Here is a 25061-nt window from a genome sequence, read left to right as displayed (position 1 = left end):
CACGGTTGCGTCACCGGGTGTCGCAGCCGTGCCTGCAAGGCGCTCAATGCCCCTGGCAGACACCGTCCATCGACACTACTTCTTGCCAATCCCATATTCGCGCAGCTTGTTGGCGATGGCGGTATGGGAGACACCGAGCCGCTTGGCCAGTTGGCGGGTGGAGGGGAACGCCGGGTAGAGCCGCTCCAGCAGGCGGCTCTCGAAACGCTTCACCGCCTCGTCGAGCCCCCCCTCGAACCACTCGTCGATGAGCGGCATGGCATCGGCCGCCACCGGCAAGTCCACGTGCTCGGGTCCAATCTCGTCCCCTTCCAGCAGGGTCATGGCCCGATAGAGGCAGTTTCGCAGCTGGCGTACGTTGCCGGGCCAGCGGTAGGCGGTGAGGTACTCGGCCATGTTGCGGGTAAAGCGCGGACGCGGGCGCTGCAGTTCGCTGGCAAAGCGCGACACGAACTGCTGGGCCAGGGCCATGATGTCCGCCTTGCGCTCGCGCAGCGGCGGCAGATTGAGGCTAAGCACATTGAGGCGGTAGTAGAGATCTTCGCGAAACTTCCCTTCATGGACCAGATCCAGCAACTGCTTCTGGGTGGTACAGATGAAGCGCACGTTGACCCTCACCTCCTGCTCGTCACCGACCCGGCGAAACACGCCATCTTGCAGCACCCGCAGGAACTTGGTCTGCAGATGGGGGGACATGTCGCCGATCTCGTCCAGCATCAGGGTGCCGCCGCTGGCCAGCTCCAGCACCCCGCGCTTGCCCTCGGTGTTGTTGCCAAAGGCGCCGGGGGCATAGCCGAACAGCTCGCTCTCGGCCACGTTGTCCGGCATGGCCGCACAGTTGAGCGCCATGAAGGGGTGGCTGGAGCGCAGGCTGGCGCCGTGGCAGGCCCGGGCCAGCAACTCCTTGCCGGTGCCGGTCTCCCCCACGATGAGCAAGGGGGCGTCCTGCATCGCGAGCTTGGCAGCCTGGGCCAGCACCTCTTTCATCTTCTGGCTCTCGGCCTGGAGGTGCTCAAAGCCCCCCACTTCCACCGCGTGCAGGGCACTGAAGTGCATGCCGACCCGGCGGGCGGATTTGAGCACCACCACGGCGCCGGCCAGAGCCTGCTTGCCCTTCTCTTCGGCCACGAACAGCGGCATCAGATCGCCCAGGTACTCTTCGCCACCGAGGCTCAGCTTGCAGGTCTGGGGCTTGATCTCCCCCGACTCCAGCCAGCGGCCAAACGAGAAGCCCTTGACCAGGGAGGCGATCGCCACGCCGCGCACCTCGTCCGGTGGCAACGCCAGGGTGGTGAGGGCAGCCTGGTTGGCCTGGGTCACCCGCCCCTTGCTGTCGAGGGAGAAGACCAGGTCCGGCAGTGCCTTGAGCAGGGCCTCTATCTCGTGGTGTTCCCGCTCGGAGGGCATGTAGGGGATGGTCTTGACGTCATAGACGCCGGGAATGCGGCGAATTTCCGGCATCAGATGCTGAAAGTCACGGAACTCCAGCTCGGGGAAATTGAGATAGATGATGCCTGAGGTATCGATTTCGATGCCGCGCAGATCGATGTTGTGCTCCACCAGTCGGTCGAGCAATTCCCGGGTCAGGCCCAGACGGTCTTCACAGCTGACTTCAAGACGCATTCGGCACACACTTCCTAGCTAACATTCTGAATAACGGGATAATACAGACTCGATCCCGCCAGTGCGAGCGCTCCCCCACAAAAATGCGGGCCTGCCCCGCTTTCACCGGGCAGGCCCTGTCTGCGTTGGCGCCAGACGGCGGTTACTTCATCAGACCGTCGGTGCGGGCTGCCATGATGAAGTCGTTGCGATGCAAGCCGCCTATCTTGTGGGTCCACCAGCTCACGGTCACCTTGCCCCATTCGAGCAAGATCGCCGGATGATGGAACTCCGCCTCCGCCAGTTCTCCGAGGCGGTTGGTGAACGCCAGCCCCTCCTTGAAGTTGCGAAACACAAATTCACGACGCAGTTGCAGCTCGCCGTTGACCACCAGGGGCTGCCAGTCGGGGATGAGGTGCATCAGCTCCCCCAGCTCCTGATCGCTCACCCTGGGGGCATCGGCGCGGCACGCCTCGCATCGTTGACTCGCCAGTTCAGTCATTCGGGACTCCTTTCATGAAACATCGTGGGAATGAATACGGGTCAGCTCGCCTGCTTGCCGGCAACGGGGGCAAAGCGGGGTGGACGCAGGCCAAGACAACGGGCCTCGGCCACGGCCGCCATGATCCCCGGCCCCTCCAGACCATAGAGGGTATCGAGACGAGGCAGCACGAAATAGGTCGGCTGCATGATGTCGATGCGATAGGGGGTACGCAGGATCTCCAGCAGATCGAAGGGTTGCAGCTCGGGCTTGCCCGAGAGGGCATAGGCGGTCTCGCCGATGGAGGAGAGAATGCCGCCGCCGTAGATGCGCAGCCCCTCCTCCCCCTGCAGGAGACCGAACTCCACCGTGAACCAGTAGAGCCGCGCCAGATAGACCCGCTCCTCCTTGCTCGCATGGCGTCCGAGCCGACCATACAGGTGAGTGAAGTGGGCAAAGGCCGGGTTGGTCAGCATGGCGCAGTGGCCGAAGATCTCGTGGAAGATGTCGGGCTCTTGCAGGTAGTCGAGCTCGTCCCGGCGGCGAATGAAGGTGGCGACGGGAAAACGGCGATCAGCGAGCAGCGCGAAGAAGTGATCAAAGGAGATGAGGGCCGGCACCGCCGCCACCGACCAGCCGGTGGCGGGCATCAGGGCAGCGTTGATCTCGCCTAGCTGGGGGATGCGGTCCAGAGGCAGGTCGAGGCGTGCCAGTCCGGCCTGGTATTCGTCGCAGGCCTTGCCATCGAGCGCCGCAAGCTGGCGTGCAATCAGGATCCGCCAGGTGCCGTGCTCCTCGTCCGTGTAGTGGATCCTGCCCTGCCCATCCGGTTGGCGGGCCGTGTAGAGACTTGCCATGAGTGATCCCATCCTTCGGGTGCCAGCCGCCATCCGGGCGGTCACTGGTCGTTGAGTCATGGGATCACTGTAACGGTTTGCCCCTCAAAAAAGCAGCCGACCCCGGGGTCGGCTGCTTTTGACAATTGTAAATTATTTGTGACATCCCTATCGAATCCCAGCCACCTCACGACTTGTTGAGATAACCCGCCAACTGGCCGATCAGCCGCTTGCGCAACTCGCCCAGTTTCGGCTTCTCGTCGGCACACCAGGGGAGCGGACGACAGGCTTCCATGGTACGCATCCCGAGGCGCGCGGTGAGCAACCCGGCCCCGACCCCTTGGGCAGCGCGGGCGGAGAGCTTGGCGGTCAGCTCGGCCCCCAGCAGATCCATCCCTACCTCGGTCACCAGCTCGGTGGCCCCCGCATAGAGCATGTTGCGAAACACCTGGCGAATGAGGCGGATGCGGCTCCAGTAGCCGAGCTCGATGGCATAGACATCGGCGATGTCCTCGATCATCCGCAGGTTGCGCCAGAGCATCAGCATCATGTCGACGGTGGCGAGCGGGCTCAGGGCCACCAGCACGGCGGCCTCCCCCGACCATTTGGCGACGCGGGCCTGGGCCAGCTTGTCCCGCTCGGTGAGCACCAGCTGGCTGTAGAGGGTCAGCACTTCCCGATCGCTGTGGCTCTCGTCAAGCTGGGATAACCAGGTGCGATACCCTTCACGCCCCTTGTCACCGCTCTTCTCGGCCAGGGCCTCGCAGAAGGCCTGCCCCTGACCGACCCCCTGATGGGCCAGCAGATCCTCGGCTCTTGAGCGCACATCCTGGCGCCGCTTCAAAGTGCGCAGCCGCAGCCATTCGCGCCCCGCCACCCCGGCGGTGCCCACCGCCACCAGGCCGGAGGCGAGCAGCCAGGCCCCACCCCAGAAGGGGGAGGCGGCAAACTGATCCACCAGAAAAGCGCCAAACTGGCCAAGCGACAGCAGCCCCACCCCGCCCAGCCCCCAGGCCAGCAGACGATGACGGCGCCGAGGCCTGACGTTAAGCGCGGGCTCCACCTCGGTGAGCTCGTCCAGCGCGTCCAGAGGCTCGAAGCTCTCCTCTTCCAGCCGCCGGGCCGGGGCCGGTGGCTGCGCTTCGCTTGCCATCGAGGGCGCGGGCTCCAGCGTCACCTTGCCTTGCAGGGGAGCGGCGTCATCGGTGCGCCATCTTGTCTGATCGTTCATCGCATTCTCTCCTGTGGGCGCCCCTCGAGCACAGCGGGCCACCCACCCGTTATTCGAGGTGATCCCCGAGCAGGAATTCCAGCGCCGCATCAAGCCGGATATGGGGGAGCGCCTGATGGGCGCTCATGGGCAACGGGCGAAAGGCCTGAAAATCAAACCCTTGAGTTTTCCACCACTGCGCAGGCGGGATCTGGGCAGGCACCTCCCCCGGGAAGAGCAGCAAGGGCTCGCCCGAGAGGGTAGTGCCACGAATGGCGGGAAATTCCCGTCCGTCTGCCACCCCCTTGCCCACCTCGGTGGCCTTGATGGCGGCGAGCGCCAGGCATTCGGTCTCTATCCCCTCGAAGCGGGCCTGACCCCGGCCACGGCTCACCAGGTGCTGCAGGAGCGACACCAGAGGTCCGTGCTGCTCCGGCGTGACGTGATCGGCCTTGCTCGCCACAAACAGCAGCTTGTCGATGCGCGGGGCGAACAGGCGGCGCCACCAGTTGCTCTTGCCGTAGGCGAAGCTCTCCATGATGCGGGCGATGGCCTGCTGCATGTCACCAAAGCTCGCGGCACCGGCATTGAGGGGCGCCAGGCAGTCCACCAGCACGATCTGGCGATCAAAGCCTGCAAAGTGCTGCTCATAGAAGCCCTGTACCAGATGCTGCTTGTACTGCTCGAAGCGCTGCTTGAAGGTGGCGTAGAGGGTGCCGTCTTCGGGGGAGTGCGTGGGCATCTCCCATACCCAGGGCACGAATTGCAGCAGCGGCGCACCGGCATACTCGCCGGGCAACACGAAACGCCCGGGCTGGATGAGGTGAAGCCCGAGCGCCTGCTTGCAGGCGTGCAGATAATCGGTATAGCGGGCGGCCAGTTCGCTGGCGGCCCGCTCCTCGAAGGCTTGATCCGCCTGCCAGAGCGGCGTCAACCAGCCTGCCGCCAGGGCTTGCAGCTCGGGACGACGCAGTTGCTCCCGCACCTGCTCGCTCCACTGCTCGTAGTTCAGATCCAGCAGCGGCAAATCCAGCAGCCACTCCCCGGGATAATCCACCAGATCCACATAGAGGGTGGAGATCTCCCCCAAGTGCCGACGCAGCGGATGGCGGGTGCGATAGCGGATCTCGAGGCGTACCTCGGCCACCCCCCGGGTCGGCGCGGGCCAGGCGGGCGGATCGCCAAACAGGGCATCGAGGCCCCGTTCGTAGGGAAAGGTGGGAATGTGGGCGTTTTGCTGGGGCACCCGACGAGCACCGAGGATGCGTCCCTGGCGCTGGGCGTCCCAGAGTGGCAGACGGCCATCGATGGCCGCGTGCTCCAGTTGATTGACCAGCGCCGTGATAAACGCGGTCTTGCCACTGCGAGAGAGGCCGGTGACCGCCAGCCGGATGTGGCGATCCCGGGCCCGGTTCACCGCGTCAACGGCCTTGTGCTGGAGCACCGACCAGGAGTGTTCGAGTTTGTTGCGTATCAAGGCGGGTCTTCTTCTCCTTGTGATCACATCAGAGAGACGGCCGCGAGGCAGTATCCTCGCGGCCCGGCACGATTAGAGCTTGCTGAACTCCCGTTGCAGGGTGAACTCCTTGGAGGTCACCAGCTTCTCGATGCGCTGCACCCTGGGCTCCAGTGCATCCAGCTCCTGGCCGATGCGGGCAAGGGCCTGATGAGGTGTGACGCCTGCCTGCCAGCTGCGCGCCTTCATCCGCACCTCGGCGAACTCGACATCTTCCTGGGAGTAGAGGGTGACCGGCTTCTTGTCGAGCAAGAACCAAGCGGCAATATAGGCGGTGAAGGTGATGAAACCGGCGAAGATGAGACCACTGATGGCCAGCAGCCGCACGATCCAGGTCTCCACCCCGAAGTACTCTGCCAGACCGGCACAGACCCCGGCAATCTTGCCTCGCTGGGGATCCCGGTACAGGTTGCGCCCTTCACGACTGACACTGTTCATACCTTGTTCCTCCAACCGGGGACTTCCGCATCCAGAATCGACTCCAGGGCGCCGACCCGTTCCTGCATCTTCTCGGCACGCACCAGCAAGCCCTGCAGCTGTTCACGCTCACCATCGGCAAGACCGGCGCCAATGCGTCCCTTGGCGCGGTAGTGCAGCACCAGCCAGATGGGGGCCACCACCACCATGAAGACCACCATGGGAACCATCAATACACCCAGCAGATCTTCCATCTGTTACTCTCCCTGTTTCGGTGCCGGATTGTGCTGGCCCAGCTTCTGGCGCATGGCTTCCAGCTCGCGGCTGATCTGGTCGTCCGCTTCCAGCTCGGCAAACTGCTGGGCGAGCGCCTTGTCGGACTGCCCCAGATCGGCGCGGGCTTCCATCTCGTCGATGCGGCGCTCCATGCGCTCGAACTTGCTCACCACGGCCTGACTGTCGCCACGGGCCACCTGGCTTTGCACATTGAGACGGCTGCTGGCGGCTTCGCTGCGAATGGCCATCGCCTTCTGGCGGGCACGGGCGTCTTCCAGCTTGGCTTCCAACTGGCGGATCTCCTCCCCCAGCTTCTCGATGCCGCTGTCCACCGCCTGCTGTTCCCGAGACAGGGCGTCGGCAAGCTCCGCCTGCTTGCTCTTCTCGATGAGGGCGGCCCGGGCCAGATCTTCGCGCCCCTTGGTCAGGGCCAGCTCGGCCTTGCCCTGCCACTCGGCGACCCGCTCCTGATGGCGGCTCACCTGACGGCCGATCTCTTTTTGATTCGCGAGGAAGCGGGCCAGGTTGGAGCGCTCCTTCACCAGTTCATCTTCCATCTCCTGGATGATCAGACGCACCATCTTCTGGGGATCTTCCGCCTTGTCGAGCAGGGCCGTCAGATTGGAATTGATGATGTCGGCCAGGCGAGAAAAAATGCTCATGATTGTACTCCTGTGATAGGCATCGGGTTGTGTCTCCATTGACAATGGCAACTTGTGTGCCAATCTGGAACAATATTTAACTTGTTGATTTATATGGGCACTCAGAATGCAGTTCAAGTCCCGGGGAAACAAGTGATGATTAAAATAACCAACTTTTGGTAAGATTAACCAGATTTTTCAACTCACAGGGGCAGGGATGACCACGGCCACGGAAAGTCTGTTGGGTGAATCCAACGCATTTCTAGAAATCATCGAGCAGGCATCGCGCCTCGCGCCGCTGCGCAAGCCCGTACTCATCATCGGCGAGCGGGGGACCGGCAAGGAGCTCATCGCCCACCGCCTACATTATCTCTCGGATCGCTGGGATCAAAGCTTTGTCACCATCAACTGCGCCACCTTGAGCGAGAGCCTGCTGGAGACCGAGCTGTTTGGCCACGAGGCGGGCTCCTTCACTGGCGCCGCCAAGCGTCATCAGGGGCGCTTCGAGCGGGCCGACGGCGGCACCCTCTTCCTCGACGAGCTGGCCACCACCAGCGCCCGGGTGCAGGAAAAACTGCTGCGGGTCATCGAGTACGGGGAGTTCGAACGGGTGGGCGGTGCCAAGCCCCTCAAGGTGGATGTGCGGCTGGTGTGCGCCACCAACGAGGATCTGCCTGCACTGGCACAGAAAGGACAGTTTCGTCACGACCTGCTGGACCGGCTAGCCTTTGACGTCATCACCCTGCCCCCCCTGCGGGAGCGGCGCGAGGACATCCTGATGCTGGCGGAGCACTTCGCCCACGGCATGACCCGGGAGCTGGGGTATCCGCTCTTTGCCGGCTTCTCGCGCAAGGCGACCCAGTTGCTGCAAGATTATCCTTGGCCGGGCAACGTGCGGGAGCTCAAGAACGTGGTGGAGCGCAGTCTCTATCGCCAGGGCAACCCCCAGCTGCCGCTGGCGGAGCTGGTACTCAATCCCTTTGACTCCCCCTGGCGCCCCCGTGCCCGAGGTGACGCCGCCCCTTCCACGGACGCGCCGACCTCGGCAGAGACAACCCCTACCCTGACCCTGCCGCTGGATCTCAAAGGGGCGGTGGCGGAGTACGAGATTAATTTACTCAAGCAAGCGATGCAGCAATCCCAGTATAATCAGCGCAAAGCAGCCCAGTTGCTGGCCCTGAGCTATCACCAGTTCCGGGGGATGCTGCGCAAATATCAATTGCTGGACGGGGATGACAACAGTGGCAACCAGGAGGCGGGCTGATGCCTGGCACCGGGTCTGTGCGCGCGGATAACGCGGCGCACGTCACCCCTGACGGGAGCGCCTGCCCGGCCGCCCCCCGCAACGCGCCCGCCCCCTGGCGGGCAACTTTGTCTGAAAACATGGTTCCAACATGAGAATGCTCACCCCCCTGCTGCTTGGTCTCCTGGTCCTGGTCAGCGGCTGTCAGAAACGCGATGAAGCCTCCAAAACCGGGCTCATCTATTGTGCCGAAGGGGCACCCCGAACCTTCAACCCGCAGCTTGCCAATTCGGATGCGACCCTGGATGCCAGTGCCCGTCCCATCTACGATCGCCTGCTCGAGGTCAATGCCAACACCCTCGGCATCGAAGGGGGGCTCGCCACCCGCTGGCAAAGCAGCGAGGACGGTCTCTCCTATACCCTGACCCTGCGCAAGGGAGTGACCTTCCACCGTACCCCCTGGTTCAGCCCGACCCGTCACTTCAATGCCGACGACGTCCTGTTCACCTGGCAGCGCCTGCTGGACGAACACCACCCCTTCCACGCCGTCTCCGGCGGCGAGTACCCCTATTTTTACAGCCTGGGGCTCGGCAACCTCATCAAGCGGGTCTACAAGAAGGGGCCCTATGAGGTGGTGTTCGAGCTGAACCGCCCCGATGCCTCCTTCCTCGCCACCCTGGCCAGCGACTACGCCATCGTGCTCTCCGCCGAGTACGGGGAGCAGATGCTAAAGGCCGGCACCCCGGCGCTGCTGGACAGCCGCCCCATCGGCACCGGCCCCTTCAGCTTCAAGGAGTATCGCCACAACGAGTTCGTGCGCTACCTGCGCCACCCCGGCTACTGGGGCGGCGAGGCCAGAATGGAGCAGCTCATCTACGACATCACCCCCAAGTCCTCCAAACGCCTTGCCAAGCTGTTGACCGGCGAGTGCGACGTGATGAGCACCCCCTCTGCCAGCCAGCTGTCGGTGATAGACAAGGACTCCCACCTGGATCTGTCGGTGCAGTCGGGGATGAACGTCGCCTTCCTCGCCCTCAATACCCGCAAGGCCCCGTTCAACAAGGTGCAGGTGCGCCAGGCCCTCGCCAGCGCCATCAATGTGCAGAATCTGCTGCAGGCTGTCTATTTCGAGACCGGCCAGAGCGCCGCCAGCCTGCTGCCGCCCCTCTCCTGGGGCTACAATCCCTCCCTGCCCCAGCGCACGCCGGATCTCAAGCTCGCTCGCCAGTTGCTCAAGGACGCGGGCTACCCCCACGGCTTCGAGATGCAGGTGCTGGTGCAACCCGGCGCCCGTCCCTACAACCCGGACGGCCTCAAGACGGCGCAACTGATGCGCAGCGATTTCGCCAAGATTGGGGTGAGCCTCAAGATAGTGCAGCAGGCCTGGCCGGTCATCGAGACCCGGCTCGCCCATGGACAATATGACAGCCTGCTTTCGGGCTGGATCGCCGACAACGCGGATCCGGACAACTTCTTCCGCCAGTTGCTGAGCTGCGCCGCCGTCGAGCGGGGCAACAACTACAGCCGCTGGTGCAGCCCGGCGTTTGATCAGCTGCTGGACGATGCGGTGACCACCCCGCAGCTCGCCTTCCGCCTGCGCAACTATTACTATGCCCAGTCCTTGCTCAACGAGCAGTTGCCGCTCATTCCCCTGGCCCATGCCCTGAGAACCCAGGTGAATCGCAGCGACATTCAGGGGCTGACCCTGATGCCCTTTGGCGGCACCACCTTCAACCAGGCCCATCGGGAGTGACCATGACAGATAACCACTCCATCGTCGGGCCATCGGCGCACCGTCCCCAGGAGGCATAAGCATGTTTTTCTATATCCTGCGCCGCATCACCCTGCTGGTGATCACCCTCCTGGTGCTGACTCTGGGGGCCTACCTCCTGGAGTTTCGCCTCATCACCCAGGTGCTGGATTTCTGGCACGGCTATCCTGACTTCCTCCAGCGCATCGCCGCCGGGGATTTCGGGCTCTCCAGCGTCTCCGGCCAGCCGGTCCTCGACGAGATCCGTCACTACTTCCCGGCGACCCTGACCCTCTGCCTCGCCGCCTTCGCCATCTCGCTGCTGGTGGGCATCCCCCTGGGCACCCTCGCGGCCCTCTATCAGGGGCGCAGCCCGGATCTCTCCATCATGGCCGCCGGCCTCGTCGGCTATGCCATCCCGGTCTTCTGGCTGGGGCTGCTGATGGTGATGTTCTTCTCCCTGGATCTTGGCTGGCTCCCCTCCTCTGGCCAGATCAGCCTGCTCTACGACGTGCCCTCCATCACCGGGATCGCCATCGTCGATGTGTTGATGAGCCAGGAGCCCTGGCGGGAGGCGGCCCTGCACGACGCCCTGCGCCATCTGGTACTGCCTTCCCTGGTGCTGGCCGTGGTGCCCACCACCGAGGTGATCCGCCACGTGCGCAGCTCCCTCATCGATGTGATGAAGCAGAACTACATCAAGGCCGCCGCCAGCCGCGGGCTCTCCCGCCGCCAGATCGTCTGGCGTCACGGGCTCAAGAACGCCCTGCCCCCCGTGTTGCCGCTGCTGGGGCTGCAACTTGGCAGCGTGCTCACCTCCGCCATGATCACCGAGGTGGTGTTCGACTGGCCCGGCATCGGCCGCTGGCTGGTGAGCAGCATCGCGCTGCAGGACTATGCCGCCATCCGCGGCGCCTTCCTGGTGGTGGCGAGCTTCGTCATCTTCATCAGCGTCAGCACCGATCTGCTGACCACCATCATGTATCCGGCACGGCGTAAAGAACTCTATGCAAGACAAGATTGATTGCGGTCTGTGGATGAACCACGGCGGCCCATGGGCCACCGGCGCACAGGCGTGCCCATCCCCTTGCGACCAGCACGGGAGCCTGCATCATGCACGATAAATCGAACATCTATCCGGAGCTCAAGATCCTCTCCCCCCTGGAGCAGACCTGGGCCTCCTACCGGCGCAACCCGCTGGCCATGGCGGGGCTCTGGTGCTTCGGGCTGCTGCTGCTGGTGACCCTCATCGGTCCCCTGGTGATCCCCTACGGCATCGACGATCAGCACAGCAACCACCTGCTGCTCGCCCCCTCCTGGGCCAACAGCGGCAACATCGATTACTTTCTGGGGACCGACGATCTGGGGCGCGACATCCTCTCCCGTCTGGTGGCCGGGGCCAGACTCACCTTCGGCAACGCCCTGCTGGTGGTGCTCATCGCGCTGGTCATCGGCTCTGCCATCGGCATCCTCGGCGGCATGAGCAAGGGGGTGAAGTCGAGCGTGCTCCATCACCTGCTCGATACCCTGCTCTCCATCCCGTCCCTGCTGCTGGCCATCATCGTCGTGGCCATCCTGGGGCCGGGTCTGTTCAACACCCTGATCGCCATCACGCTCGCGTTGATACCGCCCTTCATCCGGGCGACCTACAACGCGGTCCACGCCGAGATGCAGAAGGAGTACATCATCGCCAGCCGCCTCGACGGCTCTCCGCCCCAGCGGATCATGCGTCTGGCCATCTTGCCGAACATCGTCGAGACCCTGGTGACCCAGACCACCCGCACCCTCTCCGCCGCCATCCTGGACATCTCGGCGGTGGGCTTCCTCGGTCTCGGGGCCCAGTCTCCCCAGCCGGAGTGGGGTGCCATGCTGGCCGACTCGAGCGATCTTATCTATCTGGCCCCCTGGACGGTGACCCTGCCCGGGATGGCCATCCTGTTCAGCGTGCTGGTGACCAACCTGGTGGGCGAAGGCATTCGCGAAGCACTCAAAGAGGGGAACGACTGATGTTGCCAGCCTTGTTATCTATCCCCGCCCCCGGACGCCCTGAGCGACCCGGCTGCGCCCTGAACGGGAGACATTGCTGATGCCCCTGCTCGACATACGCAACCTCACCATCGAAATCGACACCCCCCAGGGCAAGGTCAAGGCGGTGGACAGAGTCAGCCTGACCCTGAACGAGGGGGAGATCCGCGGGCTGGTGGGGGAATCCGGCTCGGGCAAGAGCCTGGTGGCCAAGGTGATCGTTGGCATCCAGAAGGACAACTGGACGGTGCGCGCCGACCGGATGCGCTTCAACGACATGGATCTGCTGACCATGGCGCCCAAGGAGCGGCGCCGCATCATGGGGCGGGAGATAGCGATGATCTTCCAGGACCCTATCAGCTGCCTCGACCCCTCCGAGGAGATAGGCACCCAGCTCGAAGAGGCCATCCCCACCAGCGCCTTCACCGGCAAGTTCTGGCAGCGTTTCCAGTGGCGCAAGAAGCGGGCCATCGCCCTGCTGCACCGGGTTGGGGTCAAGGATCACCGCAAGGTGATGCGGGCCTATCCCCACGAGCTGTCAGACGGCATGTGCCAGAAGGTGATGATCGCCATGGCCATCGCCAACCAGCCGCGCCTGCTGGTGGCGGACGAGCCCACCAGCGCCATGGAGTCCACCACCCACTCCCAGATCCTGCGGTTGCTGGACAAGATGAACAAGCTGGGCAATACCACCATCCTCATCATCAGCAACGACATCGCCGCCATCGCGAACCTGACCGACACCCTCAACATCATGTATTGCGGCCAGATGGTGGAAGTGGGGACCCGGGACCAGATCCTGGAATCCCCTCACCACCCCTATACGGATGCCCTGCTCAAGTCCATCCCGGACTTTGACAAACTGGTGCGCCACAAGTCCCGGCTCGAGACCCTGCCCGGGGTGATACCGCCGCTGCAGCATCTGCCCATCGGCTGCCGCCTCGGCCCACGCTGCCCCTACGCCCAGAAGCAGTGCGTGCAGACACCGCTGATGAGCAAGGTCAAGGGGCATCAGTTCAGTTGCCACTTCCCCCTCAACATGGAAGAACCGAAGAAATGAACCGGCACCAGACCCTGATCCGGGGCACCTGCCCGCCCCGTCAGCCCCTCTATCCGGCGAGCGCACCCAAGGAGACCACGTCGTGACCGAACCTTCCCTGTTGCAGGTCAGGGGCCTGTGCAAGACCTACCAGAACCGCACCGGCCTGTTCAGGCGCCGCGCGGTGGAGGCGATAAAGCCTCTCTCGTTCGATCTCGAGGTGGGCCAGACCCTGGCCATCGTCGGGGAGGCGGGCTCGGGCAAGAGCACCCTTGCCCGCATTCTGGCGGGCATGATTGAACCGAGCGGCGGGGAGATCGCCATCGAGGGGCAACCCATGGTCCACGGCGATTACCAGACCCGCTGCAAGCTGCTGCGGATGATCTTCCAGGATCCCAACACCTCCCTTAACCGGAAAATCCGGGTCGGCCAGATCCTGGAGACCCCCCTTCGCCTCAACACGGCCCTGAGCGAGGAGGAGCGCCGGGAGAAGGTGATCCAGACCCTGCGCATGGTGGGCATGCTGCCCGACCACGCCCTCTTCTATCCCCAGATGCTCTCCGCCGGCCAGCAGCAGCGGGTGGGGCTGGCGCGGGCGCTCATCCTCAATCCCAAGATAGTGGTGGCGGACGAGGCGCTCTCGACCCTGGATATTTCGGTACGCTCCCAGATCATCAACCTGCTGCTGGAGATGCAGGAGACCATGGGGCTGAGCTATGTGCTGGTGGCCAACGATCTGGGGATCGTCAGCCACATCAGCGACGAGGTGCTGGTGATGCACGAAGGGCGTGTGGTGGAGCGCGGCAAGACCTTGCGGGTCTTCGCCGATCCCCAGCACGACGTCACCCGCCGCCTCATTCAGAACTACAACAACGAATACCGCCGCTGATCCCGCGGCGCGTTTCCCCTTGCGCCAGACATAAAAAAACCCGGCCTGATGTCTCATCAGTCGCCGGGGGATTGCGCTCAAAAAAGTGATTGCGTCGCTCGTAGTAGGAACAGGGGAATGGTAGGCAGCCCCCGTCACCTCAACAACTGTCAGATCTGACAGGCAGTCCCCTATGGAACCGGAATTGCGGATCCGGCGAACAGATGAGCTCGGCCTCCAGGCGACCGAAGAAGGCCACCCGCTCGCTGATGTCTTCGTCTGCGAACGTCTGTGCCAGGGCCAGGTAGTCCTGATAGTGACGCGCCTCCGAGCGCAGCAGGGAGACATAGAAGCGGCCAAGCTCCTCGTCCAGATGAGGGGCCAGCCTGGCAAAACGCTCGCAGGATCGCGCTTCGATATAGGCACCGATGATCATCTTGTCCACCACGGCCGCCGGCTCGTAGGTGCGCACATGGGTCAGCAGGCTGCGGGCATAGCGGGAGGCGGTGACGGGACCATAGGGGATGCCCCGTGCGGCCATGATCTCCAGCACCTGCTCGAAGTGGTGCAGCTCCTCCTGGATGAGGCGCACCATGGGGAACAGCAGGGGATTGCGCTCCAGCTCGGCAAACACGCTCCTGTCTGATTCGCCCATGGTGCGCTTGCCGAGGATCTCCGCCTTCTCCGGCAAGGCATCGAGCTCCCGGTAGAAGGTCAGCTTGGGCAGCAGGTGACGCTTCTCCTTGGGCAGGCAGTAGCGGCGCACCAGGCTGTGGGCGGTGAGTGCCGCCTTGTTCTCGCAGTTGGCGTGATCGATAAGCAGGGTCGGCAACTGGGCGGGATCCCGCGCCATTTCCACCCACTCATCCGGGGTCTCGCAATGCAGGAACTGGCGAACGGGGGCTAACAGGTCATCCATCTGAACTCTCATCTGTTGATACGACACGCGGCGCCTGGCGCCGGGGGGCCTATGCTAACGGATCCCGCCCGGCCTGCCCACCGCCATCATGGCTCAGCCCGTCAGACGCCTGAGGGAGTCACGGCGGATCAGGGTGCCGCTGAAGGCGGGCAGTGCGTCCCGGCTCCCCTCCTCCACCATGGTGATCAGGCGGTTGATGGTCTCCTGGATCATCCCGTTCACCGGCATCTTGACGCTCGACAGCGCGGGAATGACGTAAGGGGCCAGGGGGATGTCGTCAAACCCCACCACCGAAACCTCGTCAGGCACCATCACACCGGCTTCGTGCAGCCGTTTGATGGCCCCGATCGCCATGTCATCGTTGCTGGCCACCAGGGCAGTGAAGCGAGCGCCTCGCGCCAGCAAGGTCGAGACGGCGGCCGCGCCACAGGCGGGTGTCCATTTGCCGGGGGCGATCAAGGTCTCCAGCACAGGGATGCCGTGCCGGATCAGCGCCTGCCGGTAGCCAGCCAGGCGCTCGGCGCCGGTGGGGGAATCCGCAGAGCCTGCGATGAAGGCGATCTCCCTGTGCCCCATGGCCACCAGCTTGTCCACCACCGCCTCCGCCGCCGCCTGCTGATCCACATAGACGCAGTGGGCCGGATGGCGGCTCAGACGCCGGTTGAGCACCATGATGGGCTGCTCATGCTGCTCGATGATCTCGTCCATCTCCTCCACCCCAAGAAAGCGCGGATAGATGATGACGCCATCGCAACGGGAATCGAGCAGATACTGGATGGCCTGGCGCTCCTCGTCGGCGCTGTGCTTGCCGTCCGCCAGTATGAGCTGGCGCCCGCGATCCTCGGTCATCCGCGCCACCTGGGAGAGCAGCTCGCCGAAGTAGACACCGTGGTAGAGGGTGTTGGTGACCACCAGTCCCAGGGTCCGGGTGTGCCTGGTCGCCAGCTGCCTCGCCACCAGGTTGGGGCGATAGCCGCACTCCTCGATGGCCTGCTGCACCCGGTCCCGGGTCTCCTGGCTGGTGTAACCATTGCCCGACAACACCCGGGAGACCGTCGCCTTCGACACCCCTGCCCGCCTTGCCACCTCCAGCATCGTCGTCATTGTGTTCTCCCTTGCTCGTAACGGGGCGCAGTGTACTGCACCGCCCCCGGCTTGTCGTCGCACGAATGGCGTGCAGGCCCGAGTTCAGTGATCCCATTCACGGATCCGGACGCTCGCTGCACAAGGTGCTTGTCTCCCGCGCTCAGGCCGCGCACTCTATGTGGAACCGGTTCCACATTCAGTTTCATGCGCGTTCCCGCCCTTCGCGGCGGCGGGGGCGAGCAGGCCCACTTGGTTAAAAGGATCTACCTCGATGTCAAAAAACTATGCGGCTCTGGCCGGTACCGTCATCACCGCACTCGGCGGCGCCGACAACGTCGTCGCCGTGACCCACTGCATGACGCGGCTGCGCTTTGTGCTGGGCGATCCCGCCCGGGTCAATGGCCCTGCCCTCAAGGCGATCACGGGCGTGCTCGGGGTGGTGCAGGCGGACAACCAGTGTCAGGTGATCATCGGCAACACCGTCTCCCACGCCTATCGCGAAGTGCTGGCCCTGCTGCCCCAGGGCGGCGGACAGACTCCGCTTGCGGAGGCTTCCGCTGGCTGGAGCCTGCGCCGCATGGGCGCCGTCATCCTCGACGCCCTGATCGGCACCATGTCCCCCCTCATCCCGGCCATCATCGGCGGCTCCATGCTCAAGCTGCTGGCCATGGTGCTGGAGATGACCGGCGTGCTGGAGAAAGGCTCCTCGACCCTCACCATCCTCACGGTGGCCGGGGATGGGGCCTTCTTCTTCCTGCCCCTGATGGTGGCCGCCTCCGCCGCCGTCAAGTTCAAGACCAACATGTCTCTGGCCATCGCCATCGCAGGCGTGCTGGTGCACCCCAGCTTCATCGAGCTGATGGCCAGAGCCGCCGAAGGGGAGCAGGTGACCTTCGCCCTGGTCCCGGTGACCGCGGTCAAATACACCTACACCGTCATTCCGGCCCTGGTGATGACCTGGTGCCTCTCCTACATCGAGGGCTGGGTCGACCGCATCACCCCGGCGGTCACCAAGAACTTCCTCAAACCCATGCTGATCGTGCTGATCGCGGCGCCGCTGGCCATCCTCTTCATCGGCCCCGTCGGCATCTGGATTGGCACCGCCATCTCCGGCCTGGTCTACACGGTCCACGACTACCTGGGCTGGCTGTCGGTGGCCATCATGGGGGCGCTCTGGCCCCTGCTGGTGATGACCGGCATGCACCGCGTCTTCACCCCGACCATCATCCAGACCATCGCCGAGACCGGCAAGGAAGGCATGGTCATGCCCTCCGAAATCGGCGCCAATCTCTCTCTTGGCGGCTCGTCCCTGGCGGTGGCCTGGCGCACCCGTAACCCGGAACTGCACCAGACGGCGCTCGCGGCGGCTGCCTCCGCCATCATGGCGGGGATCTCCGAACCCGCGCTCTACGGTGTGGCCCTGCGCCTCAAGCGTCCGCTCATCGCGAGCCTCATCAGCGGCTTTGTCTGCGGTGCCGTCGCCGGCATGGCGGGGCTCGCCAGCCACTCCATGGCCGCCCCCGGGCTCTTTACCAGCGTGCAGTTCTTCGATCCGGCCAACCCCATGACCATCGCCTGGGTGTTCGGCGTGATGGCCCTCTCGGTGGTGCTCTCCTTCGTGCTGACCCTGGTGATGGGGTTCGAGGACATCCCGGTCGAGAGCCCGGCCTCCCGCGCCGAGCCCGTGCAACCCGTCGCCACCAGCCAGGCGCAGGCCGGGCTGTGACACCCCATTCAGACATGACAAGAGGTAACCAATGTCGTTAACAAGATTTCCCGAGGGCTTTCTCTGGGGCGGTGCCCTGGCCGCCAATCAGGCGGAGGGCGGCTATCTCGAGGGGGGCAAGGGGCTGACCACGGTGGACATGATCCCCCATGGCCCGCGCCGCATGGCGGTCAAACTCGGCCAGGAGAAGCGCATCACCCTGCAAGATGACGAGTTCTACCCAAGCCACGGAGCCATCGATTTCTATCACCGCTATCGGGAGGACATCGCCCTGATGGCCGAGATGGGCTTCACCGTGTTTCGCACCTCCATCGCCTGGGCCCGTCTCTACCCCAGGGGGGACGAGCGCGAGCCCAATGCCGAGGGCATCGCCTTCTACCGGGCGGTGTTCGAGGAGTGCAGAAAGTACAACATCGAGCCCCTGGTGACCCTGTGCCACTTCGATGTGCCCATGCACCTGGTGACCGAGTACGGCTCCTGGCGCAACCGCCAGATGGTGGAGTTTTTCACCCGCTACGCCCGCACCTGCTTCGAGCAGTTCGACGGCCTGGTGAAGTACTGGCTCACCTTCAACGAGATCAACATCCTGCTGCACAGCCCCTTCTCCGGGGCGGGGCTGGTGTTCGAGCAAGGGGAGCACCAGGATCAGGTGAAGTATCAGGCCGCCCACCACGAGCTGGTGGCCAGCGCCCTGGCGACCCGGATCGCCCACGAGGTGAACCCGGCCAACCAGGTGGGCTGCATGCTGGCGGGGGGCAACTTCTACCCCTACTCCTGCAAGCCCGCCGACGTCTGGACCGCCCTCCAGAAAGATCGGGAGAACCTCCTCTTCATCGACGTGCAGGCCAGGGGCGCCTATCCGGCCTATGCGCAGAGGGTGTTTCGTGACAAGGGGGTCACCCTGGTGAAGGGGCCGGAAGATGACGAGATCCTCAGGCACACCGTGGATTTCGTCTCCTTCAGCTACTACGCCTCCCGCTGCGCCGCCGCCGACATGAATGCGGGCAACACCAGCGAGGCCAACGTGGTCAAGTCCCTGCGCAATCCCCACATCGAGGTGAGCGAGTGGGGCTGGGGCATCGATCCCCTGGGCCTTCGCATCACCCTCAACACCTTGCACGATCGCTACCAGAAGCCCCTCTTCCTGGTGGAAAACGGCCTGGGAGCGGTGGACGAAGTGAACGAGCAAGGGGAGATAGAGGACGACTACCGCATCGACTACCTGCGCGCCCACATCGAGGCCATGGGGGACGCCATCGAGGACGGCGTGCCCCTGATGGGGTACACCAGCTGGGGCTGCATCGATCTCGTCTCCGCCTCCACCGGCGAGATGAGCAAGCGCTACGGCTTCGTCCATGTGGACAGGGACGACGCCGGCCATGGCACCCTGGCCCGCCGGCGCAAGAAGTCGTTCTGGTGGTACAAGAAGGTGATCGCGAGCAACGGGGAGGATCTGGCCTGAGGACCCTTGTGTGGGTTGTCCAGGCGCTGCGCCGAGTGCACGAATACAAGATGGGGGCCTAGACCCCCATCTTTTTTCATCGCGCTGGCAATCTGAAAACGTTTAACTGCCTTCGTTGAAGATCTCGAGGTTGCTGGTCCCTTCCTGCCACTCGCGCACCGCCTTGTTGTCGTCGCTGCGCAGGGCATTGAGGTGGTCCAGATAACCCTGATCCACGTCGGAGGTCACATAGTGACCGTTGAAGACCGAGGTCTCGAAGTGGCGCAGCTCGGGGTTGATCTCCCGCACCGCCTCTTCCAGATCTTCCAGATCCTGGAAGATGAGGCCGTCGGCACCGATAAGCTTGCACACCTCTTCCACTTCACGACCATGGGCAATGAGCTCGTTGGCGGTGGGCATGTCGATGCCGTAGACGTTGGGGAAGCGAATTTCCGGCGCGGCCGAGGCGAAGTAGACCTTGGCGGCCCCCGCTTCACGGGCCATCTGGATGATCTGCTCGGAGGTGGTGCCCCGCACGATGGAGTCGTCCACCAGCAATACCTTCTTGCCCTTGAATTCGGAGCTGATGGCGTTGAGCTTGCGGCGCACCGACTTCTTGCGCTGGGTCTGGCCCGGCATGATGAAGGTACGGCCGATGTAGCGGTTCTTCACGAAGCCCTGACGGTACGGCAGATTCAGGGTGTGGGCGATTTCCAGCGCCACGTCGCAGGAAGTCTCGGGGATGGGGATGACCACGTCCACGTCGAGATCGTCCCACTCCCGTGCGATCTTCTGGCCCAGCTTGCGACCCATGTTGAGGCGGGCGGCATAGACGGAGACCTTGTCGATGAAGGAGTCGGGACGGGCGAAGTAGACGTATTCGAAGATGCAGGGGTTCATCTGCGGGCTCTCCGCACACTGCTCGGAGAAGAGCTGGCCCTGCTCGGTGATGTAGATGGCCTCGCCCGGGGCGACGTCACGCACCGTCTCGAAGCCGATGGCGTCGAGGGCCACGCTCTCGGAGGCGAGCATGTACTCCACCTGCCCCTGCTCGTCGACCCGGCGACCCAGGATCAGCGGGCGAATGCCGTTCGGGTCGCGAAAACCGATGAGACCGTGGCCGATCACCAGAGAGACCACGGCATAGGCGCCGCGGATCTGCTGGTGCACCTTGCGCACCGCCGAGAAGATATCTTCCGGGCGCAGCGCCATCTTGTCGCACAAGTCCAGCTCGTGGGCCAGCACGTTCAACAGCACTTCGGAGTCCGAGGTGGTGTTGATGTGGCGGCGGGCCACCTTGAACTGCTGCTCCTTGAGCTCCTTGGCGTTGGTGAGGTTGCCGTTGTGGGCCAGCACCATGCCGTAGGGGGAGTTCACGTAAAACGGCTGCGCCTCTGCCGCACTGGAGCTGCCTGCGGTGGGATAACGGACGTGTCCGATGCCGATATTCCCTTTCAGGCGCTGCATGTGGCGCACTTCAAACACATCCTTCACCAGACCGTTGGCCTTGCGTTGCCGGAAGTTTCCACTGTCAATGGTCACGATCCCGGCGGCATCCTGTCCCCTGTGCTGCAACACCGTCAAGGCGTCGTAGAGGGCCTGATTGACGGGGGTGGTGCCAACTATACCGACAATACCGCACATGTCTTTGCTACCTCGAAGTCACTGTACCTGTTGAAGAAAACTGGACGAGTTCATCATGAACCCGAAAAACCACTGGATCACCGGCTTGAACTCCGGCACCAGCCTGGACGCCACCCACCAGTCGCTCTGGGAGAGGCTGGTGAAGGTATCCATGAAAAACAGCAGGGCGCTGACGATCAGCACCCCGCGAATGGCGCCAAAACAGACCCCGAGCACCCTGTCTGTGCCGGAAAGCCCGGTCTTTTCCACCAGCAGGCCCACCACGTAGTTCACCACGCTGCCGAGGATCAGGGTCGCCACGAACAGGGCGGCGATGGCCAGACCGTTGCGAACCATGGCATCGGAGAAAGAGGTGAAATAGACGGCGAGATCGGGATAGAAATGGCTGGCAATGAAAAAGGCGACGAACCAGGTGACCAGAGACATGGCCTCCTTGAGAAAGCCGCGCACCAGGCTGATGAGGGCGGAGAAACCGACGATGCCGATGATGGCGTAATCAATCCAGACCATAGAAAAAGATGTCCTGCGAAATTGCGGCGCAGTCTAACAAAAACGATTGCGCAATGCTTGATAAAATTGTGTTACAGGCCCGAAGGGAGCTATCCCTTCCCCTTGCGGCGGGTTTCCCGGGCCCAGAATGCACAACGCCATGGCATGCCATGGCGTTGTCGTCTGCAACGAGCGCTTACCCGATGTGGGTCAGGCCGCCCATATAGGATTGCAGCGCAGCCGGGATGGCGATGCGGCCATCTGCCTGCTGGTAGTTCTCGAGCACGGCCACCAGGGTACGACCCACCGCCAGACCGGAACCATTCAGGGTGTGAATGAGCTGCGGCTTGCCGTCGATGCGCACGCGAGCCTGCATGCGGCGTGCCTGGAAGTCGGTGCAGTTGGAGACGGAGGAGATCTCGCGATAGGTGTTCTGGGCCGGCAGCCACACTTCCAGATCGTAGGTCTTGGCGGCGCAGAAGCCCATGTCACCGGTGGAAAGCGCCATCACGCGATACGGCAGCTCCAGCAGTTGCAGCACCTTCTCGGCGTGACCCACCATCTCTTCCAGGGCATCCCAGGATTTTTCCGGGTGCACCAGTTGCACCATCTCGACCTTGTCGAACTGGTGCATACGGATGAGGCCACGGGTATCACGACCGTAGGAGCCCGCTTCGGAGCGGAAGCAGGGGCTGTGGGCGGTCATCTTGATGGGCAGCTCCTGCTCGTCGAAGATCTCGTCACGGGCCATGTTGGTGAGCGGCACTTCGGAGGTCGGGATGAGGGAGAACTTGCGCACCTTGCCTTCGTCTTCCCCTTCCCCTTCGATGCCGGTATTGAAGAGGTCCTGGGAGAACTTGGGCAGCTGGCCGGTGCCGTACAGGCTGTCCGGGTTGACCAGATAGGGCACGTAGCACTCGGTGTAGCCGTGCTGCAGGGTGTGCAGGTCCAGCATGAACTGGGCCAGGGCGCGGTGCAGACGGGCAATCTGGCCCTTCATCACCACGAAACGGGCACCGGAGAGCTTGACGCCGTTCTTGAAGTCGACCCCCTTGGCCGCCTCACCCAGATCGATGTGATCGCGCACCGGGAAATCGAACTCACGCGGGGTACCCCAGCGGCGGACCTCCACGTTGTCGTTCTCGTCACGGCCCACCGGGGTGGTCTCGCTCGGCAGGTTGGGGATGGCGTCGGCGATCCCCTTGAGCTGGGCCAGCAGGGCCTCCAGCTCGACCTTGCTGGTCTCAAGCTCGTCGTTGATCTTGGTCACCTCGGCCTTGAGGGGGGCAACATCTTCACCACGACGGGCAGCCTCACCGATGGACTTGGAGCGGGCGTTGCGCTCGGCCTGCAGCTCCTGGGTGCGGGACTGCAGATCCTTGCGTTTCTCTTCCAGAACATTGACCGCCGCTACGTCCAGAACGTAGCCACGTGTCGCCAGACGAGCGGCAGCTTCGGTGATGTCGCTGCGCAGATATTTGGGATCCAGCATGGTTTACCTACTTTTTTTAATGGGATCTGGGCCCGGGTCATCGTGACCGGGTTGGGAAACAGATCCGGAAGTTAACATCGGTTGGCGCACCCCTTTGCCTTCGGAATCGGGCCTTCGAAATCAAGAAGATGGTGCAAGGCCAAGACAACCGGGGTCAGACGGGCAGTGTAGCAGACCGCCCCCCCGCCCGAACAGGGACTATTGCGCCCGTTTTTGCCGGAAACCCCCTCCCCTGATGCCCTTGCCGTGCCCTTTTCCGGGCAAGGAACCTGAAGGTCTTTCCTATCGCTTGCGCGGGCTCTGCTTGTCCAGCTCATGCAGATAGTCGAGCTTCTGGGCTATCTGCTTCTCAAGCCCCCGCTCGGTGGGCTGATAGTACTGCTTGCCGGCAAGCTCCGGGGGGAAGTACTGCTCGCCGGCCGCATAGGCCCCCGGCTCGTCGTGGGCGTAGCGATACTCAGCGCCGTAGCCCAGCTCGCTCATCAGCTTGGTAGGGGCATTGCGAAGGTGCGACGGCACCTCGAAGTCCGGCAGGTTCTTGGCGTCGTGAAGCGCCGCCTTCCAGGCGGTGTAGACCGCATTGCTCTTGGGGGCGCAGGCGAGGTAGACGATGGCCTGGGCGATGGCCCGCTCCCCTTCCGCCGGGCCGATGCGATGGAAGCAGTCCCAGGCCGAGAGCGCCACCTGCATGGCACGGGGATCGGCGTTGCCCACGTCTTCCGAGGCAATGGCCAGCAAGCGGCGGGCGATGTAGAGGGGATCGCAGCCGGCGCTCACCATGCGGGCATACCAGTAGAGGGCTGCATCCGGTGCCGAGCCGCGAATGGACTTGTGCACCGCCGAGATGAGGTCGTAGAAGTGATCGCCGCCCTTGTCGAAACGGGCCACGTGCTCCCCCACCACGGCGGCGAGCAGGGTACTGTCGATCACCCGCGCCCCTGAGCTGTCGGCCTCGGCCATGTCGGCCAGGAGCTCCAGATAGTTCAGAGACTTGCGCCCGTCCCCGTCCACGGCTTTCGCCAGCGCCTCCTTGGCCCCGGGGGCAAAGCGCAGGCTAGGGTCATTGAGCCCGCGAGCATCCTGCATCGCCTGATCGATCATGGCGAGGATATCCTGCTCCTCCAGCCTCTTGAGCAGATAGACCCGGGCCCGGGAGAGCAGCGCGTTGTTGAGCTCGAACGAGGGGTTCTCGGTGGTGGCGCCGATGAAGGTGATGGTGCCGTCTTCGATGTGGGGCAGGAAGACATCCTGCTGGCTCTTGTTGAAGCGGTGGACTTCATCCACGAACAGGATGGTGCGCACCCCACGCCAGCCGTTCTCCTTCGCCTTGTCGAGGGCGGCGCGGATCTCCTTGATGCCGGAGGTGACCGCCGAGAGCCGCTCCACCTCCGCCTGGCAGTAGTGGGCAACCAGTTCTGCCAGCGTAGTCTTGCCGGTACCGGGGGGCCCCCAGAGGATCATGGAGTGGCAGTGCCCCGCCAGGATCGCTTTTCGCAGGGGCTTGTCCGGCCCCAGGATATGCTGCTGGCCGATGTACTGCTCGAGGGTTTGCGGCCGCATCCGGGCCGCCAGCGGACGAAAGTCCGAGGAGAAATCCAGGGATAAATTGCTCATCTGCATTGACCTTGCAGCTGACCGGTCGTCCATGACGCCCGGTCAGACGATAACGCCGGTAACGGCTGGCTCATCAACGCTGGTCGTCCAGCTCGACCCCCTTCGGGATCTTGAAGACAAATTCGTTGCCCTTGAGCACCGGCTTGCGGTTGAAGCTGCTCAGGGTGAACTCGCTCCACTGCCCCTGCGCCTCTTTCACGTCGAAGCGGCTGATGTTGTTCTGACGGTCGAAGGTGATGCGAAAGGAGGCGATCAGCTCGTCCTTGTTGCGGCTGGTGACGGTGTAGACATCCCCTTCCTGGGTCACGTCATAGTTCTTCCAGAGGCTGTTGTCGTTGCCCGCGATGAGCACGAAGGGGGTGTTGAGCACCGCATCCTTCATCTTGAGGGCGGTGACCTGCTCGACGAAGGGGTCGTACACCCACACATCCTTGCCATCGGCCACGATCAAACTCTCGTCCGGGGAGGTAGTGTGCCAGTTGAAGCGGTTGGGTCGCTGCACCAGCAGGGAGCCGCTCGCCTTTTGCAGCTCCTTGCCCTTGCTGTCATAGACGGTCTGGGCAAATGTGGCGGAGAAGACATTGACGGAGGAGAGCTTCTCCTTGAGATCGCTGGCCGCATCGGCCCATACCTGGCTGCTGGCGACCAGCAGAATGGAACCCATCAACAGTTGTTTTTTCATCAGGCTCTTCATAGGGAGGTTCTCGATAAAAGGCCACGCCCGCAGAGGGCATGGCCAGGATGAT

At 63.6% G+C, this 25061-nt stretch carries 23 protein-coding genes; 8 read left to right on the top strand and 15 right to left on the bottom strand.

Translation table 11 applies throughout. The annotated features are described in order from the left end of the window. Positions 1-75 precede the first annotated feature (75 nt). From tyrR to pspA, 8 genes are all read right to left on the bottom strand, one after another. Positions 76-1623, bottom strand: a complete 1548-nt coding sequence (tyrR, locus tag AB5Y68_RS02740; RefSeq protein WP_010674540.1) for a transcriptional regulator TyrR — start codon at positions 1621-1623, stop codon at positions 76-78. A gap of 142 nt (positions 1624-1765) precedes the next feature. Continuing rightward, positions 1766-2104, bottom strand: coding sequence for a 4a-hydroxytetrahydrobiopterin dehydratase (locus AB5Y68_RS02735; RefSeq protein ID WP_010674539.1), 339 nt, complete (start codon positions 2102-2104; stop codon positions 1766-1768). A gap of 41 nt (positions 2105-2145) precedes the next feature. Further along, positions 2146-2940, bottom strand: coding sequence for a phenylalanine 4-monooxygenase (phhA, locus tag AB5Y68_RS02730; RefSeq protein ID WP_039039021.1), 795 nt, complete (start codon positions 2938-2940; stop codon positions 2146-2148). Between the two features lie 166 nt (positions 2941-3106). After that, entirely contained in the window at positions 3107-4150 is a 1044-nt protein-coding gene (locus AB5Y68_RS02725; protein WP_039039020.1) for a YcjF family protein, read from the bottom strand. A 49-nt stretch (positions 4151-4199) separates the two neighbouring features. Next, on the bottom strand, positions 4200-5606 hold the full coding sequence (locus AB5Y68_RS02720; RefSeq protein WP_039039019.1) for a YcjX family protein: 1407 nt from the start codon (positions 5604-5606) through the stop codon (positions 4200-4202). A gap of 72 nt (positions 5607-5678) precedes the next feature. Further along, positions 5679-6083, bottom strand: a complete 405-nt coding sequence (gene pspC, locus AB5Y68_RS02715) for an envelope stress response membrane protein PspC (protein WP_039039018.1) — start codon at positions 6081-6083, stop codon at positions 5679-5681. After that, complete coding sequence (gene pspB, locus AB5Y68_RS02710; protein ID WP_005300084.1) at positions 6080-6316, bottom strand: envelope stress response membrane protein PspB; 237 nt, start codon at positions 6314-6316, stop codon at positions 6080-6082. Before pspB ends, pspC begins: the two co-directional genes overlap by 4 nt. Positions 6317-6319: 3 nt before the next feature. After that, a complete protein-coding gene (pspA, locus tag AB5Y68_RS02705; protein WP_010674534.1) occupies positions 6320-7000 on the bottom strand; it encodes a phage shock protein PspA in 681 nt (226 codons plus the stop codon). Between the two features lie 196 nt (positions 7001-7196). Here pspA and pspF point away from each other — a divergent pair, with 196 nt between their 5' ends. The 6 genes from pspF to AB5Y68_RS02675 all read left to right on the top strand — a co-directional run bounded on the left by pspF (position 7197) and on the right by AB5Y68_RS02675 (position 13925). After that, the gene (gene pspF / locus AB5Y68_RS02700; protein ID WP_039039017.1) at positions 7197-8243 is read left to right on the top strand and encodes a phage shock protein operon transcriptional activator; all 1047 of its coding nucleotides are present in this window, start codon (positions 7197-7199) and stop codon (positions 8241-8243) included. Between the two features lie 136 nt (positions 8244-8379). Continuing rightward, positions 8380-9975 (top strand): ABC transporter substrate-binding protein SapA, encoded by a 1596-nt coding sequence (sapA, locus tag AB5Y68_RS02695; protein WP_039039016.1) that lies wholly within the window; start codon positions 8380-8382, stop codon positions 9973-9975. Between the two features lie 61 nt (positions 9976-10036). Continuing rightward, positions 10037-10996 (top strand): ABC transporter permease subunit, encoded by a 960-nt coding sequence (locus AB5Y68_RS02690; RefSeq protein WP_010674531.1) that lies wholly within the window; start codon positions 10037-10039, stop codon positions 10994-10996. 89 nt (positions 10997-11085) lie between these two features. After that, on the top strand, positions 11086-11979 hold the full coding sequence (locus AB5Y68_RS02685; RefSeq protein ID WP_010674530.1) for an ABC transporter permease subunit: 894 nt from the start codon (positions 11086-11088) through the stop codon (positions 11977-11979). Positions 11980-12058: 79 nt separating this feature from the next. Further along, on the top strand, positions 12059-13057 hold the full coding sequence (locus AB5Y68_RS02680; RefSeq protein ID WP_010674529.1) for an oligopeptide/dipeptide ABC transporter ATP-binding protein: 999 nt from the start codon (positions 12059-12061) through the stop codon (positions 13055-13057). A gap of 82 nt (positions 13058-13139) precedes the next feature. After that, positions 13140-13925 (top strand): ABC transporter ATP-binding protein, encoded by a 786-nt coding sequence (locus AB5Y68_RS02675; RefSeq protein WP_039039015.1) that lies wholly within the window; start codon positions 13140-13142, stop codon positions 13923-13925. 139 nt (positions 13926-14064) lie between these two features. Here AB5Y68_RS02675 and AB5Y68_RS02670 read toward each other — a convergent pair whose 3' ends face one another. Together AB5Y68_RS02670 and AB5Y68_RS02665 are read right to left on the bottom strand one after the other, a co-directional pair. Further along, complete coding sequence (locus tag AB5Y68_RS02670) at positions 14065-14823, bottom strand: tRNA-(ms[2]io[6]A)-hydroxylase (protein ID WP_368206909.1); 759 nt, start codon at positions 14821-14823, stop codon at positions 14065-14067. Positions 14824-14916: 93 nt separating this feature from the next. Further along, the gene (locus AB5Y68_RS02665) at positions 14917-15927 is read right to left on the bottom strand and encodes a LacI family DNA-binding transcriptional regulator (RefSeq protein ID WP_039039013.1); all 1011 of its coding nucleotides are present in this window, start codon (positions 15925-15927) and stop codon (positions 14917-14919) included. Positions 15928-16180: 253 nt separating this feature from the next. On the opposite strand from AB5Y68_RS02665, the gene ascF reads away from it, so the two are divergent. Both ascF and AB5Y68_RS02655 read left to right on the top strand, forming a co-directional pair. After that, a complete protein-coding gene (gene ascF / locus AB5Y68_RS02660; RefSeq protein ID WP_039039012.1) occupies positions 16181-17635 on the top strand; it encodes a PTS cellobiose/arbutin/salicin transporter subunit IIBC in 1455 nt (484 codons plus the stop codon). A 31-nt stretch (positions 17636-17666) separates the two neighbouring features. Continuing rightward, positions 17667-19097 (top strand): 6-phospho-beta-glucosidase, encoded by a 1431-nt coding sequence (locus AB5Y68_RS02655; RefSeq protein ID WP_039039011.1) that lies wholly within the window; start codon positions 17667-17669, stop codon positions 19095-19097. Between the two features lie 102 nt (positions 19098-19199). Here the strand turns inward: AB5Y68_RS02655 and purF are convergent, their stop codons facing one another. From purF to lolA, 5 genes are all read right to left on the bottom strand, one after another. Continuing rightward, positions 19200-20720, bottom strand: a complete 1521-nt coding sequence (gene purF / locus AB5Y68_RS02650; protein ID WP_039039010.1) for an amidophosphoribosyltransferase — start codon at positions 20718-20720, stop codon at positions 19200-19202. An 18-nt stretch (positions 20721-20738) separates the two neighbouring features. After that, entirely contained in the window at positions 20739-21230 is a 492-nt protein-coding gene (locus AB5Y68_RS02645) for a CvpA family protein (protein WP_010674522.1), read from the bottom strand. A 175-nt stretch (positions 21231-21405) separates the two neighbouring features. Continuing rightward, positions 21406-22701, bottom strand: a complete 1296-nt coding sequence (gene serS / locus AB5Y68_RS02640) for a serine--tRNA ligase (protein ID WP_039039009.1) — start codon at positions 22699-22701, stop codon at positions 21406-21408. 282 nt (positions 22702-22983) lie between these two features. Next, on the bottom strand, positions 22984-24321 hold the full coding sequence (locus AB5Y68_RS02635) for a replication-associated recombination protein A (protein WP_039039008.1): 1338 nt from the start codon (positions 24319-24321) through the stop codon (positions 22984-22986). A gap of 67 nt (positions 24322-24388) precedes the next feature. Continuing rightward, positions 24389-24997 carry an outer membrane lipoprotein chaperone LolA gene (lolA, locus tag AB5Y68_RS02630; protein WP_039039163.1) on the bottom strand — a complete coding sequence of 203 codons (609 nt, stop codon included), beginning with the start codon at positions 24995-24997 and terminating at the stop codon, positions 24389-24391. Between the last annotated feature and the right edge of the window lie 64 nt (positions 24998-25061).

The sequence above is a fragment of the Aeromonas sp. R6-1 genome, from assembly GCF_040908165.1.
GTDB lineage: Bacteria > Pseudomonadota > Gammaproteobacteria > Enterobacterales > Aeromonadaceae > Aeromonas > Aeromonas caviae.
Note: the sequence above shows the minus strand (reverse complement) of the source record. Positions and strands in the feature narration are given on the sequence as shown.

Bases quoted from the DNA above. Each gene is read 5' to 3' on its own strand.
- tyrR (WP_010674540.1), bottom strand. From the start codon at position 1,623: ATGCGTCTTGAAGTCAGCTGTGAAGACCGTCTGGGCCTGACCCGGGAA.
- AB5Y68_RS02735 (WP_010674539.1), bottom strand. From the start codon at position 2,104: ATGACTGAACTGGCGAGTCAACGATGCGAGGCGTGCCGCGCCGATGCC.
- phhA (WP_039039021.1), bottom strand. From the start codon at position 2,940: ATGGCAAGTCTCTACACGGCCCGCCAACCGGATGGGCAGGGCAGGATC.
- AB5Y68_RS02725 (WP_039039020.1), bottom strand. From the start codon at position 4,150: ATGAACGATCAGACAAGATGGCGCACCGATGACGCCGCTCCCCTGCAA.
- pspC (WP_039039018.1), bottom strand. From the start codon at position 6,083: ATGAACAGTGTCAGTCGTGAAGGGCGCAACCTGTACCGGGATCCCCAG.
- pspB (WP_005300084.1), bottom strand. From the start codon at position 6,316: ATGGAAGATCTGCTGGGTGTATTGATGGTTCCCATGGTGGTCTTCATG.
- pspA (WP_010674534.1), bottom strand. From the start codon at position 7,000: ATGAGCATTTTTTCTCGCCTGGCCGACATCATCAATTCCAATCTGACG.
- pspF (WP_039039017.1), top strand. From the start codon at position 7,197: ATGACCACGGCCACGGAAAGTCTGTTGGGTGAATCCAACGCATTTCTA.
- sapA (WP_039039016.1), top strand. From the start codon at position 8,380: ATGCTCACCCCCCTGCTGCTTGGTCTCCTGGTCCTGGTCAGCGGCTGT.
- AB5Y68_RS02690 (WP_010674531.1), top strand. From the start codon at position 10,037: ATGTTTTTCTATATCCTGCGCCGCATCACCCTGCTGGTGATCACCCTC.
- AB5Y68_RS02685 (WP_010674530.1), top strand. From the start codon at position 11,086: ATGCACGATAAATCGAACATCTATCCGGAGCTCAAGATCCTCTCCCCC.
- AB5Y68_RS02680 (WP_010674529.1), top strand. From the start codon at position 12,059: ATGCCCCTGCTCGACATACGCAACCTCACCATCGAAATCGACACCCCC.
- AB5Y68_RS02670 (WP_368206909.1), bottom strand. From the start codon at position 14,823: ATGGATGACCTGTTAGCCCCCGTTCGCCAGTTCCTGCATTGCGAGACC.
- AB5Y68_RS02665 (WP_039039013.1), bottom strand. From the start codon at position 15,927: ATGACGACGATGCTGGAGGTGGCAAGGCGGGCAGGGGTGTCGAAGGCG.
- ascF (WP_039039012.1), top strand. From the start codon at position 16,181: ATGTCAAAAAACTATGCGGCTCTGGCCGGTACCGTCATCACCGCACTC.
- AB5Y68_RS02655 (WP_039039011.1), top strand. From the start codon at position 17,667: ATGTCGTTAACAAGATTTCCCGAGGGCTTTCTCTGGGGCGGTGCCCTG.
- purF (WP_039039010.1), bottom strand. From the start codon at position 20,720: ATGTGCGGTATTGTCGGTATAGTTGGCACCACCCCCGTCAATCAGGCC.
- AB5Y68_RS02645 (WP_010674522.1), bottom strand. From the start codon at position 21,230: ATGGTCTGGATTGATTACGCCATCATCGGCATCGTCGGTTTCTCCGCC.
- serS (WP_039039009.1), bottom strand. From the start codon at position 22,701: ATGCTGGATCCCAAATATCTGCGCAGCGACATCACCGAAGCTGCCGCT.
- AB5Y68_RS02635 (WP_039039008.1), bottom strand. From the start codon at position 24,321: ATGCAGATGAGCAATTTATCCCTGGATTTCTCCTCGGACTTTCGTCCG.
- lolA (WP_039039163.1), bottom strand. From the start codon at position 24,997: ATGAAAAAACAACTGTTGATGGGTTCCATTCTGCTGGTCGCCAGCAGC.